Here is a 12,773-nt window from a genome sequence, read left to right as displayed (position 1 = left end):
GCGTTCGGCTTCAACGTCGGCTCGCTCATCCAGGCGACCGACGCCGACGGCAGCAGCGTCGCCGCCAACGCCAACGGGCTCAATCTCACCATCATCGACGACCAGCCGACGTTCATCGCCAATTCGTCGTCGTCGGGGAGCGTCGATGAGGACGCGCTGTCGACCAACAAACTGCCCGACGCAACCGGCACGAGCGCCGACGCGAACGGTTCGGTCAGTTCGTTGTTCACGACGGGAGCAGACAAGCCGCTCTCGTTCACGCTGTCGAGCATAACGACCAGCCTGGCAAGCCAAAATCTCAAGTCAAACGGTACAGCGCTCTTCTATAGCGTCTCGAGCGACCATACGACCCTGACTGCTACCAGGGGTTCGGGTGGACCGACCGTGTTTACCTTGACGCTGGACACAAGCGGCAATTGGACGTTCGCGCTTTCGGCCCCCATCGATCAGGCGCCGGGCACGAACGACTCAAGCCAGACCTCGATCGATTTCAGCGCCCTGATCCAGGCGACCGACGCCGACGGCAACACGGCGACAGCCCCGGCCAACGCCTGGACGGTCGCGGTCATCGACGACGTGCCGGTGAACTTCAATCCGGAGGCGATCGTCAGCGGTGACAACGTCAAGGACGCCGCCGGCTCGAGCTTCACCGGCAATCTGGTCAATACGGATTCGGCCGACGGGACCGTCGATCCGAATTCGTTGCTCACCATCGAGCAGCATGCCGGCGGCGACGGCTTCGGCGCGCTGACCTTCACCGGCACGGATGGCGCGAAGCTGACCGGCCAACTCGGCGGCGGCTCGACCGTGAACCTCGAAGCGAACGGCAGCGACATCTACCTGTTCGGGTTCGGCACGGGCACGCTAACGGCGACGACCGACTCGACCGGCGCTGGGCTTCCTGGCGGCGCGGGCGGATCCGCCATCGCGGCGGACGAGGTGTTCACAATCACCCTCAACCCCGACGCCGGCACATACACCTACAACATGCTCCAGGCGATCAGCAACGGCTCGAACTTCACCTTCAGCGACTTCGCAGACGTGCCCGCCGGCGACTACGCGTGGTTCTCGCTGCCGTTCAACCCAACGACGAAAGAGCCCGTCAGTCCCGGCAAGTCGGTCGTCTTCACCGGGCTCAAACCCGGCACCGACACGGTCAATCCGAGCTCGATCGGCGTCGGCACGGACAAGCAGGCGGTGGCCCCCGGCACGGGCATCCGCCTCGACTTCGTCGACAACGTCCACTCGATCACCTCCACGACAGCCCTGAAGTCGCTAAGCACGCTCAGCTTCCTCGATCACTACGAGGTCAACAACTCGGGCTTCACGCTGAGCCAGGTCAATCCGACGGGAAAAACCGTCGACATCCGCCTCGACGCGTTCAACGTCCCGACCTCGGCCACGACCTTGCAGACGACGGACACCAACCAACAGCAGATCACCGAGGTCAAGATCGTGACCGAGGACAGCCAAGGCAACATCACCGGCACCCTCGCCGATTTCACCGCGGATGGGTCGAAGACGTTCACCTCCGGCGGCGTCAGCCAGACCGTAACGGCGGACTTCGCACCGACGGCCGGGTCGGTCGACAGCAATGGCGTAGATCTGACAGGTCTGAAGCTGGCACCGGGAGAGTTTATCCTGGTCAGCACGGCGACCGGTTTCGATCGCCTGCTGGCGACCAATATCGGTACTGCTTACAACAACAAGAACTCCTTCGACATGGGGGCGGTGTCGGTGTCGACCTTCAATGTCGGCCAGCCCGTCAACATGGCCTTCAATCTCGCGCTGCAGGACTATGACGCGTTCAACAGCGGATTGAACAGCAACCTCACGGAGGCAGGAACAGGCACACTCAACATCAACCTGACGGCGCCCACGCAAGTGTGACGGCTTAGGGATGCTTCGGCCGAGCCGGGGTCCCGGCTCGGCCTTGAGGGGACGACAAGTGGACCAGGCGAAGGGTGACGTGACCGATGTGGCCGCAGAGGCCGAGCCGCCAGACGCAGAGCGGGCGCCAACCAGGCCGTCGAAGGTCGGGCGCCCACGCAAGCGTGACAGACTGCTTCATCCAAGCCGGAAACCCGGCTCGGACCTGGAGGCGGCAGTGGATCCAGTGAAGAGCGACATGACCGTGGAACTGGCCAAGGCGGAGCAAGCGCCGCCCGAGCCACCCACGGTCGAACCCCTGCCCGTGCCGCGATTCGTGCCGATGGACTCTGGCCTGGCCGGGCTGGCGGTGATCGCGGGATACTATCGCATCGCCGCCGACCCGGCGCAGATGCGCCATCAGCTCGCGCTGACGGGACGCTTTGCCGCGGCTGAGGATATCGTCCGCGGCGCGCATGATCTGGAGCTGCGCTCGCGCATCCTGCGCGGCGTCACGGCCAAGCGCCTCGCCGCGGTTCCCTATCCCGCGCTGATCGGCCTCAAGGACGGCACCTTCGCCGTGCTGGCGGCCTCACCCACGAAAGGGCACGCGCGGCTGCTCGATCCGATCGCCCGCCTTGCCCGGGAGATGCCGATCGAGGACATCGTGGCGCTGTCCTCGCGCGAGGTCGTGCTGGTCACGCGCCGTCTGGGCGGGGCTGGCACAGACCCCAGGACTTTCGGATTCCGCTGGTTCCTGCCCTCGATCCTGCGTTACCGGCGGCCTCTCGCCCAGGTCGCGCTCGCGTCGCTCTTCGTGCAGCTGTTCGCCCTCATCACGCCGGTGTTCTTCCAGCTCATCGTCGACAAGGTGCTGGTGCACAAGGGGGTATCCACGCTGACCGTGTTGATCGTCGGCCTGGTGACGCTGGGACTGTTCGAGACGGTCCTGCAATTCCTGCGCACCTATACGCTGAGCCACACCACCAACCGGATGGACGTCGAGCTCGGCCGGCGCCTGTTCCACCACCTCTTCCGGCTACCCCTCGCCTATTTCGAGACGCGCGCGACCGGCCAGACTGTTGCGCGCGTGCGCGAGCTCGAGACGATCCGCAACTTCCTGACGGGACAAGGGCTGACCTCGCTGCTCGATCTCGTCTTCACGCTGGTCTTCTTCGTTGTGATGTTTCTCTACTCGCGCACGCTGACGCTGGTCGTGCTTGGCACGGTCCCCGTCTATCTCCTGATCGCGGTGTTGATCCGCCCGGTTCTTCGCGAGCAGATCAATGAGAAGTTCAACCGCGGTGCGCGGTCGCAGCAGTTTCTCGTCGAGTCGATCGTCGGGGCGCCAACCCTGAAGGCGGCGAGCGTCGAGCCCATGATGCAGGCGCAATGGGAGGAGCGGCTGGCGTCCTACGTCCGCACCTCGTTCGACGCCGGCGTCACCGGCTCGCTCGGCCAGAACCTCATCCAGTATGTGAGCAAGGTGACGACGGCGCTGATCCTGCTCTTCGGCGCTGAGGCGGTGATCGACGGCGCGATGACGGTCGGCGAGCTGATCGCGTTCAATATGATCGCTTCCCAGGTCGTTGCGCCGATCCTTCGTCTCTCGCAGCTCTGGCAGGACTTCCAGCAGGTGCAGGTTTCGGTGGCGCGGCTTGGCGACATCCTCAACACGCCGCCGGAACCCGTGCCCCAGAACCTGCTGACGCTGCCGCCGCCGCGGGGCGAGATAGAGCTGCGCGGCGTGTCGCTGCGCTACCGGGCCGATGCCGCCGAAGCCCTGAGCAATGTCACGTTGTCGATCGCCGCAGGCGAAGTCATCGGCTTCGTCGGCGCGTCGGGCTCGGGCAAGTCGACGCTGGTCAAGGTTGTGCAACGGCTCTATTCGCCGCAGGCGGGCCAGGTGATGCTCGACGGCATCGACATCGCGCAGCTCGATCCGGGGTGGCTTCGCCGCCAGATCGGAGTCGTGCTGCAGGAGAACATCCTGTTCAACCGGTCAATCCACGAGAACATCGCGCTCGGCGATCCCGCCGTGCCGCGGGCGTGGGTTATCCAGGCGGCAAGGCTCGCCGGCGCTGACGAGTTCATCGCGCAGATGCCGCAGGGCTACGACACGCTCATCGAGGAGCGCGGCGCCAATCTCTCGGGCGGACAGCGCCAACGCATCGCCATCGCCCGCGCGCTCGCCACCAATCCGCGCATCCTGATTTTCGACGAAGCGACATCGGCGCTCGATTACGAGAGCGAGCGCATCGTCCAGGAGAATATGCGCGCGATCGTGCGCGGCCGCACGGTGCTGATCATCGCCCATCGCCTGGCTGCCGTACGCCCGTGCACGCGCATCGTCGGAATGGAACGGGGCGAGATCGTCGAGATCGGAAGCCACGAGCAACTCCTTGCCCGCGAAGGCGGCCTTTACGCTCGCCTCTGGGCGCTGCAGTCGGATCAAGCGAGGGCCGAGGCATGAACGAGAGAACCGCGCTGCCGCTCCCCTCGGCGTCACCGCAGCCGGTCACCCGAGCCGCGCCGGTCATCTCCGGCCGCGACCGCGAATTCCTGCCGGCGGCGATTGAAATCCTGGAAACGCCGGCACCGCCCCTGTCCGTCGTCACGATGCTGACGATTTGCGCCTTCTTCGCAGCCGCGCTCGCCTGGTCGTTCTACGGGCAGCTCGAGGTGCACGCGGTGGCGCCCGGCAAAATCGACACGGCCGGCCACGCCAAGGTGATACAGCCGCTCGATCCCGGCAAGATCGCCGCAATCCATGTCGAGAATGGGCAGCACGTGAGGGCGGGAGACCTGCTCCTGGAGCTGGATCCCGCGGAGCCGGCGGCGGAGGAAAACGCACAGAGCGACGAGCTCAACGCGAACCTCGCCGAAATGGCGCGCCGCCGCCTTGCCATCGCAACAGCGCGCGCCGTGCTCAACGGTCCGGCGAAATCGGACGACGCGAACGCAGGCGAGGTCATTGCCGCGCAACTGGCGCAAGCTGCCGCGGACCCCGAGCCGCAAATCGTCTGGGGCGCCGAGCTGCCGGAGGCGATCCGCCTGCGCGAGGCGTCAGTGCTGACGGCCGATCTCACCCAGCTCTCCGGTGCCCTGCAGAGCCTCGACAAGCAGATCTTGCAGAAGCTGGCGACGCACCAGCGCCTCGATATGAGCATAGCGTACCAGAACAAGTTGATCGAAACGCTGACCCAGCTCGTCGGCACCCGCCAGGAGGCGCTCGAACGGCAAGTCGGCAGCAAGGTCAATCTCTACGACTCCACGCAGCAGCTTGAAAAATCGCAATCGTCGCTCGCCTCGGACGAGGGTGAGCTCATCGAGACCGATGCAGCCCTGAAAGAGCTTGAAAGCGAGAAGGTCATGACGCTCTCGCAATTCGTAGCCGATAACGAGAACAAGCTCGCCGACGCCGAACGCAAGGCGGACGAAGCCAAACAAGCGGTCGTCAAGGCGGACGCGCGCCTCGCGCGCACCAAGCTCTATTCACCGACCGACGGCATCGCCCAGCAGATCGCCGTGACCACGGTCGGCCAGGTCGTGACCACCGGGCAGCAGCTGCTGGTCGTGGCGCCGACGCAAGGGGCGCTGCAGGTTGAGGCGCTCGTCGCCAACCTCGACATCGGCTTCATCAAGCCCGGCCAGAGCGCGGCCATCAAGGTCGATGCCTTCCCCTTCACCCGTTTTGGCGTGCTGCACGGCAAAGTCACCCGCGTCGCGCCCGAAGCGATCGAGGAGCAAGAGGCCAAGCGCGGCCTCGCCAACGCCGCTGCCGCCGCCAACACGACTGCCGCGCCCGCCAGCCAGGCCGGGCAGCCCCAGAGCTTCGTCTTCCCGGTCACCATCGCGCTCGACGAGCAGGCGATGAACATAAATGGGGCGATGATCCCTCTGACGTCGGGCATGACGGTGAGCGTGGAAATCAAGACCGACAGCCGCCGCGTGATCGATTACCTGCTCTCGCCGCTCGCCAAGGTCACTTCGGAGGCTTTCAGGGAGAGATGACGCGATCGCATGATCGTGCCCGCGGTGCTCGCGAAAATCAAAACCATACGCGCACGTTGGCCGGAAGAACCAACGTCTCGCCAGTCTATCGCCAGCAGCCGGGCGCTGCCCGGGAATCGGACTATCCTAACGCCTCAAGGCGTGGACATTGTCCATGGACACGCCACCCAGCGGCAGCGCCATGTCATCATCGAGCAGCCGTGTGATGCGGGCAAAGCCGACAAAGGCTTTGCGCGCTTCCTCGGCCGACATCTTGCCCGACAGAGCCGCCGCGCAGCAATTCAAGGCGCATTGGTAAACCGGTCCGCGCCGTCCAGTCGGCCACTTCCGCAGGAACACCATCGCTTCGGAGACGCTATCGACTTCCTCCACAGGGTATCCCTGCCCACGCGCAATTCGCACTGAGGTAAAGAAATGCAAGCGATCCATGATTATCCTCCCGGTCGACCGCAAGCGCAGTCGAACCCCACTAAACGCACGTCTCGCGAATCAGTTCCAAACAAATTTGGTTGCCGTCGGAAAAAGTCCGGAACCGGAAGGGTCGGCCACCCCTTCCGCGAAGACCGCGACGACTCAGTCTCCACGCAGGCCCGAAGTCGCCGATAACGGCTATTCTCATTGAATATCTTTAAGGCGAAAGCCAGCAAATAGGTTGCTTGCCGGTTCCCCAACGTCAGGCTTAACCTCTGCGGTCAAACGCGTGAGGGCGCGTTTTGCAAAAAGGGGAACACTTGCAATGACCATTCAAGGCGCATCGCCCGACCTCTATAACGAGGATCTCGCTCCCGCAACGGTCAGGAACTGGGGACCGTTTTCGATCTTCAACGTCTGGACGTCGGACGTCCACAGCCTCTGGGGCTATTACCTCGCCGCAAGTCTGTTCCTGTTCTGCGGCGGCTTCGTCAACTTCATCATCGCCATCGGCATCGGCTCGCTGATCATCTTTTTCCTGATGAACCTCGTCGGTTATGCCGGGGTGAAGACCGGCGTGCCCTACCCCGTGCTTGCCCGCGCCTCCTTCGGCATCTGGGGCGCCAACGTCCCGGCGCTGGTGCGCGCAGTCGTCGCCTGCTTCTGGTACGGCGCCCAGACGGCCGCGGCATCGGGCGCGATTGTAGCGCTGCTGACGCGCCTGCAATGGTTCGACGAGTTCAACAAGACCTCGCATCTTCTTGGCCATTCCACCCTGGAAGTGATCTGCTTCGTCGTCATCTGGGCACTGCAATTGCTGATCATCCAGAAGGGCATGGAAACCGTACGCCGCTTCCAGGATTGGGCCGGTCCCGCTGTGTGGGTGATGATGCTGCTCCTCGCCGTCTATCTTTGCGTGAAGTCCGGCACCTTCGCCTTCTCCAGCGACATCCCGATGGATGTGCTGCTCGAAAAGACCAAGGACGCGGGCGTGCCAGGAACGCCGGGCTCGTGGACGTCATTGTTCGCGGTGGCGGCGATCTGGGTGACTTATTTCTCGGCGCTCTACCTCAACTTCTGCGACTTCGCCCGCTACTCCCCGGACTATGCGGCGGTGCGCAAGGGCAACATCTGGGGCCTGCCGATCAACCTCATCCTGTTCTCGCTCGTCGCTGGCGTTACCACGATTGCCGCATATGACGTCTACCACGAGGTGCTGCTCCATCCCGACCAGATCTCGGCCAAGTTCGACAGCTGGTTCCTGGCCGCTCTCGCTGCGTTGACCTTCGCGGTGGCGACGCTCGGCATCAACGTCGTGGCGAATTTCGTCTCGCCGGCTTTCGACTTCTCCAACGTCTTCCCGCGCCAGATCGACTTCAAGAAGGGCGGCTACATCGCGGCGTTGATCGCGCTGGTGCTCTATCCCTTCGCGCCTTGGGAAGGCAGCGCCGCATCGTTCGTCAACGTCATCGGCGCTACGATGGGGCCGATCTTCGGCGTGATGATGATCGACTACTATCTGATCCGCAAAGGCGCAGTCGATGTCGAGGCGCTCTACCGGGAAGACGGCGAATTCCGCTTCCAGGAAGGCTGGCACGTCAACGCCTTCATCGCCGCCGGCATCGGCGCGATCTTCTCCTCGATCCTGCCCAACTTCACCAACTGGCTGCCGTCCTGGTGGGGCGTCTATGGCTGGTTCTTCGGCGTGGCGATCGCGGGCGCCATCTACTACGTGCTGCGCAGCATGGCGTTGGGCGCGGGTGCGAAAGTGGCGAAGGCCTGAAATAAGGCAGTGGGCGGTAGGGATCAGGCAATAGAAAATGCCACCTACTGCCTACTGCCCACCATCTCCGCCAGCCTGCGCACGGTGTTCCAATTGCGCGACGTGCCAATCCCGAGGCGCTTGTGATTTGAGGCTGCGAGCAGCCGCGAGCTTGGCCGCTCGCGCGAAAAGACGAGCCAGATATCTCCGCCGACCAGAAGCACCTTTTCGTCTTCGGCGGCACGGGCCTGAAGTCCCGATAGGGCTTCGTCGGCGACAGCTTGGCGCATCACCCGAACCGCGACCTGGTCGCCGGCTTGCGCCGATTCCCCAGGGAACGGATTGGAAGCCGCAAGCTTCAGCCAATCCTCGGCGTCGCGCACGATAATGTCGACATGGCGGCCGAAGCTCTTTTCGAACGCCCTCTCCAGTCGCTGCTCGAGAGCGGAAACTTTGGTCGCGCGCGCCTCGAAGACCAGGTTGCCGGTCGACACCAGCGTGCGGGCATTTCTGAAGCCGAGGCCTTCGGCCATCGCCTTGAAGTCGGACATGACGAGGCGCCGGCCTTCGCCGAGGCCAATGCTGTAGAGCAACGCGACATATGTCTGCATAGCTGGTTCGCCAGCCGATGGTTCAGACGAGGCGCGACTGATCCACCGCCGCCGAAATGAAGCTCGCGAACAGCGGATGCGGGTCGAGCGGCCGGCTCTTCAGTTCAGGATGATATTGCACGCCGATGAACCAGGGGTGATCCGGGTATTCGACCGTTTCCGGCAGCACGCCATCGGGCGACATGCCGGCGAACACCAGGCCGCAATCCTCAAGTCGCTGCTTGTAGTCGATGTTGACCTCGTAGCGGTGCCGGTGACGCTCGGAAATCTGCGTGTCGCCATAGATCTCCGCGATCTTGGAGCCTTTGGCGAGCTCCGCCTGGTAGGCGCCGAGCCGCATGGTGCCGCCGAGGTCGCCGGTGGCCCTGCGCTTTTCCAGCATGTTGCCCTTCAACCACTCGGTCATAAGGCCGACGACCGGCTCGTCGGTCGGGCCGAACTCGGTCGACGAGGCATGATCGACCCCCGCCAGCGAACGGGCCGCCTCGATGCAGGCCATCTGCATGCCGAAGCAGATTCCGAAGTAAGGCACCTTGCGCTCGCGGGCGAACTTCGCCGCGAGGATCTTGCCCTCGGAGCCGCGCTCGCCGAAGCCGCCGGGAACGAGGATGCCGTGCACCTTCTCCAGCCACGGCGCCGGATCCTCCTTCTCGAAGATCTCGCTTTCGATCCAGTCGAGCTTGACCTTGACGCGATTGGCGAGGCCGCCATGCGAGAGCGCCTCGATCAGCGATTTGTAGGCATCCTTGAGGCCGGTGTACTTGCCGACGACGGCGATCGTCACCTCGCCTTCCGGATTGTGGATGCGCTTGGACAGCGCCTGCCACGGCTCCATGCGAGGCTTCGGCGCCGGGTCGATGCCGAAAGCGGCCAGCACTTCCGAATCGAGCCCTTCCTGGTGATAGGCCATCGGCACGTCGTAGATATGCGGCACGTCCAGCGCCTGGATGACCGCGCTTTCGCGCACGTTGCAAAACAGCGAAAGTTTTCTGCGCTCTTCCTTCGGGATCGGCCGGTCGGCGCGCACCAGAAGGATGTCGGGCGCGATGCCGATGCCGCGCAATTCCTTGACCGAATGCTGCGTCGGCTTGGTCTTCAACTCGCCGGCCGTCGGAATGTAGGGCATCAGCGTCAGATGCACATAGACCGCGTTGTTGCGCGGCAGATCGTTGCCGAGCTGGCGGATCGCTTCCAGGAACGGCATCGCCTCGATGTCGCCGACCGTGCCGCCGATCTCGCACAACACGAAATCGTAGTCATCATTGCCGTCCAGCACGAAATGCTTGATCTCGTCGGTGACGTGCGGAATCACCTGCACGGTCGCGCCGAGATAGTCGCCGCGCCGCTCGCGCTCGATGATGTTCTTGTAGATGCGGCCGGTGGTGATGTTGTCCTGCTGGTTGGCCGAGCGGCCGGTGAAGCGCTCGTAGTGGCCGAGATCGAGATCGGTCTCGGCGCCGTCGTCGGTCACGAACACTTCGCCATGCTGGTATGGCGACATCGTTCCGGGGTCGACATTGAGATAAGGATCGAGCTTTTTGATCCGCGCGCGATAGCCTCGCGCCTGCAGAAGTGCCCCAAGAGCTGCTGCGGCGATGCCTTTTCCGAGTGAGGAAACCACGCCGCCTGTGATGAATACATATCGCGCCATGGGAGTCATCGCTTAACGCGGCCTGATTGATTCCGCCAGAGAAAAAACCGCCGCGAAGGCTTTTTCCCAAAATGGCACCGGTGCCCGCACGGGCAGTCAAAACAAAAGGGCCGGCGATGCCGGCCCTTTCGGCAGTTTGATGGAAAACCTTAGATAATAACGACCTTGGTGCCGATCCTGACGCGGCTGTAGAGGTCCATGACGTGCTCGTTGATCATGCGGAAGCAGCCATTGGAGGCGCTGGTTCCAATCGAGTTCGGCGCGATGGTGCCATGGATGCGCAGATGCGTGTCCTTCTTGCCGTCATAGAGGTAGATGGCGCGCGCGCCGAGCGGGTTCTCGCCACCGCCGGGCATGCCGTCCTTGTACTGGCCGTAATGCTTCGGCTCGCGCTTCTGCATGTCGAGCGTCGGGATCCAACGCGGCCATTCCTGCTTGTCGCCGACCGCCACGGTGCCCTTGAACTGCAGGCCTTCGCGGCCGACCGCAATAGCATAGCGGCGGGCGGTAGAAAACGACTCGACGAGGTAGAGACGGCGGGCACTGGTGTCGATGACGATGGTGCCCGGCTCGTAACCCGAGAAGGAAACGTCCTGCGGGACGAATTCCGGCTTCACCTTGAACGGCCGCTTGGCGTCCTTCTTGGCCAGCGCCGAATCAAGCGCACGGGTCTCGGGCAGATAGCTGATGGAAGTCGCCTGGGCGCCGCCGAAGAGGCCGGCGAACAGCCCGCCGCTGCTCGTCTGCTTCTGGCCCGGGTTTTCGCTGCGCAGCTCGCCATTGTTGCCCGTGGCCGTGATGTTCATCGCCTCAGCCGGGATCGGCTCGGCGGTCTGGATCGGGGCGATCGGCGTCAGCGGCTCGATCACCTTGACGGTCTTCTTGGCCGGTTTGGCGTCGGCGACTTCAGTCGAGGCGGCGCTGCCGCCCTTCTTGGCGAGCCATTCCTGGCGCGCGGCGTCCGCCTTGGCCTTGGCCGCCTCGCGCATCGCCATCTTGCGAGCGTCGAGCGCCTTCTGCTTGGCGGCTTCCTTGTCGGCCGCGATCTTGGCCTCGAGCTTGCTGATCTGCGCAAGATCCTCCGAAGTCGGGTTTTTCTTCTTCTTGAGAAGCCTCAGCTGCGACGCGTCGCTCTTGGCGGCGACAGGAATTGCGTCGGTCTTCTCAACCGACGGGGAAGTGGCCAGATTTGCCGGTCCGGCAAGGGCCGCGGAACCCATGCCGAGGACGGCACAGAATCCCAGGAGGATGAAGCTGCGAAGCTGCATGGCGAAGATCCGATTGTTCAAAGCAAGTTGCCCACGGCGTCGCCCGGCGCCCCCCAAGGACGCCGAAAAGTGCCGCGCGCAATCTATAATCGATTAGCCGTCATCGCCTCAAGCTGAGGCAGGCGCTACGCCCGGTTGAATCTTCGTGATCGGGCGCGCATTTGCCGCGACTGTGTTCAAAGAACAACAGATCGCGGCCCGATGCTTGTCCGGCTACTGGTTCGGAACCTGCGGGGTGACCGGCAAGGTGACGCCATTGGCCGCCGGCGGCGTGGCCGGATTCGCGGGCGCCAGCGCAGCCGGAGCGGGCGTCGTTGCCGGGGCCGGAGCCGGCGTGGCGGTGCCATTGGCGAGCGGCGTGGTGGTCGTTGCGCCGCCCGATGGAGCAGCGGGAGCCGTGCCGCCTGCCGGAGCCGCGGGCTTGGAAGTACCCACCGGCCCATTGGAACCCGGCAGCTGGTTGAGCACGCCGTTGCCCTGGCTCGACGTCGCCGGGCGGTCGAGGATATCGATCGGCTTCTCGCCGTAGCGGGCAATGATCGACAGCGCCAGCGACGTCACGAAGAAGGCCGCCGCCAGGATTGCGGTGGCGCGGGTCAGCGCGTTGGCGGCGCCGCGCGCCGTCATGAAGCCCGAACCGCCGCCGATGCCCAGGCCGCCGCCTTCGGAGCGCTGCAGCAGCACCACGCCGACAAGGGCGAGCACGACCATGAGGTGGATGACGATCAGTACGGTTTCCATAATTTATCCTGGCGAGGCCTTGCGCGACCGCGCATATGACCGGTGTTTTGGAGGCGGCTCCTTACAATGCTTTGGCGGCATTTCCAAGCCCGTGGCCGGGAATATGGGAAGCAATGCGGCCAATACAACGATTTATGCCGCGGAAGCCCAGAGACCGTTTCGAAATTCGCTCCGGCGAGCAATATGGTGGTGGTTTTCAAGAACCGGCCTACGCCGGCCGTAGCCTTCATGGAATGGAGACACTTGTGAGGGCTTTGGCCGGCGAAGGCCGGAGCGCAGCGGACATTCAGGTCTGTGAGCCTGCGCATGACCCCGAAAATCGGAATCGATTTTCGGAAAGGATCATGCGCCAAGTAAAATTGCTGCAGCGTCCTTTGCGCGTCCAAGAGGACGCGCGGCGCTGCAGTAGCGCAGAAAACGCCGCCAGATGACCGCTGGAGTAGAAT

The 12,773-nt window shown here is 63.9% G+C and carries 9 protein-coding genes; 4 read left to right on the top strand and 5 right to left on the bottom strand.

Translation table 11 applies throughout. The annotated features are described in order from the left end of the window. The 3 genes from RFM41_RS19345 to RFM41_RS19335 all read left to right on the top strand — a co-directional run. Positions 1–1,890 (top strand): hypothetical protein (locus RFM41_RS19345; RefSeq protein ID WP_320319288.1); only part of this gene is annotated, 1,890 nt, incomplete at its 5' end. Positions 1,891–2,212: 322 nt separating this feature from the next. Further along, positions 2,213–4,342, top strand: coding sequence for a type I secretion system permease/ATPase (locus tag RFM41_RS19340; protein ID WP_320245482.1), 2,130 nt, complete (start codon positions 2,213–2,215; stop codon positions 4,340–4,342). After that, positions 4,339–5,883, top strand: a complete 1,545-nt coding sequence (locus RFM41_RS19335; protein ID WP_320245114.1) for an HlyD family type I secretion periplasmic adaptor subunit — start codon at positions 4,339–4,341, stop codon at positions 5,881–5,883. Before RFM41_RS19340 ends, RFM41_RS19335 begins: the two co-directional genes overlap by 4 nt. 126 nt (positions 5,884–6,009) lie before the next feature. On the opposite strand, the gene RFM41_RS19330 is transcribed toward RFM41_RS19335, so the two are convergent. Next, positions 6,010–6,312, bottom strand: a complete 303-nt coding sequence (locus RFM41_RS19330; protein WP_320245113.1) for a DUF982 domain-containing protein — start codon at positions 6,310–6,312, stop codon at positions 6,010–6,012. 307 nt (positions 6,313–6,619) lie between these two features. On the opposite strand from RFM41_RS19330, the gene RFM41_RS19325 reads away from it, so the two are divergent. Beyond that, positions 6,620–8,077, top strand: coding sequence for an NCS1 family nucleobase:cation symporter-1 (locus tag RFM41_RS19325; protein ID WP_320245112.1), 1,458 nt, complete (start codon positions 6,620–6,622; stop codon positions 8,075–8,077). 44 nt (positions 8,078–8,121) lie between these two features. Here RFM41_RS19325 and RFM41_RS19320 read toward each other — a convergent pair whose 3' ends face one another. The 4 genes from RFM41_RS19320 to secG all read right to left on the bottom strand — a co-directional run bounded on the left by RFM41_RS19320 (position 8,122) and on the right by secG (position 12,327). Continuing rightward, positions 8,122–8,667: a DUF1697 domain-containing protein gene (locus RFM41_RS19320; RefSeq protein ID WP_320245111.1), complete on the bottom strand. Its 546-nt coding sequence runs from the start codon at positions 8,665–8,667 to the stop codon at positions 8,122–8,124. A 22-nt stretch (positions 8,668–8,689) separates the two neighbouring features. Further along, on the bottom strand, positions 8,690–10,327 hold the full coding sequence (gene pyrG / locus RFM41_RS19315) for a CTP synthase (RefSeq protein ID WP_318528182.1): 1,638 nt from the start codon (positions 10,325–10,327) through the stop codon (positions 8,690–8,692). A gap of 140 nt (positions 10,328–10,467) precedes the next feature. Further along, positions 10,468–11,586, bottom strand: coding sequence for a L,D-transpeptidase (locus RFM41_RS19310; protein ID WP_320245110.1), 1,119 nt, complete (start codon positions 11,584–11,586; stop codon positions 10,468–10,470). A gap of 213 nt (positions 11,587–11,799) precedes the next feature. Beyond that, on the bottom strand, positions 11,800–12,327 hold the full coding sequence (gene secG, locus RFM41_RS19305) for a preprotein translocase subunit SecG (RefSeq protein WP_320245109.1): 528 nt from the start codon (positions 12,325–12,327) through the stop codon (positions 11,800–11,802). Positions 12,328–12,773: the final 446 nt, after the last annotated feature.

Source organism: Mesorhizobium vachelliae (genome assembly GCF_033977325.1).
Taxonomy (GTDB): domain Bacteria; phylum Pseudomonadota; class Alphaproteobacteria; order Rhizobiales; family Rhizobiaceae; genus Mesorhizobium; species Mesorhizobium vachelliae.
The sequence above is the reverse complement of the archived record's forward strand: the minus strand, read 5'-3'. Positions and strand labels throughout refer to the sequence as shown.

What these genes read in the sequence shown, in the direction of transcription:
- RFM41_RS19340 (WP_320245482.1), top strand. Translation starts at nt 2,213, where the DNA reads ATGGACTCTGGCCTGGCCGGGCTGGCGGTGATCGCGGGATACTATCGC.
- RFM41_RS19335 (WP_320245114.1), top strand. Translation starts at nt 4,339, where the DNA reads ATGAACGAGAGAACCGCGCTGCCGCTCCCCTCGGCGTCACCGCAGCCG.
- RFM41_RS19330 (WP_320245113.1), bottom strand. Translation starts at nt 6,312, where the DNA reads ATGGATCGCTTGCATTTCTTTACCTCAGTGCGAATTGCGCGTGGGCAG.
- RFM41_RS19325 (WP_320245112.1), top strand. Translation starts at nt 6,620, where the DNA reads ATGACCATTCAAGGCGCATCGCCCGACCTCTATAACGAGGATCTCGCT.
- RFM41_RS19320 (WP_320245111.1), bottom strand. Translation starts at nt 8,667, where the DNA reads ATGCAGACATATGTCGCGTTGCTCTACAGCATTGGCCTCGGCGAAGGC.
- pyrG (WP_318528182.1), bottom strand. Translation starts at nt 10,327, where the DNA reads ATGACTCCCATGGCGCGATATGTATTCATCACAGGCGGCGTGGTTTCC.
- RFM41_RS19310 (WP_320245110.1), bottom strand. Translation starts at nt 11,586, where the DNA reads ATGCAGCTTCGCAGCTTCATCCTCCTGGGATTCTGTGCCGTCCTCGGC.
- secG (WP_320245109.1), bottom strand. Translation starts at nt 12,327, where the DNA reads ATGGAAACCGTACTGATCGTCATCCACCTCATGGTCGTGCTCGCCCTT.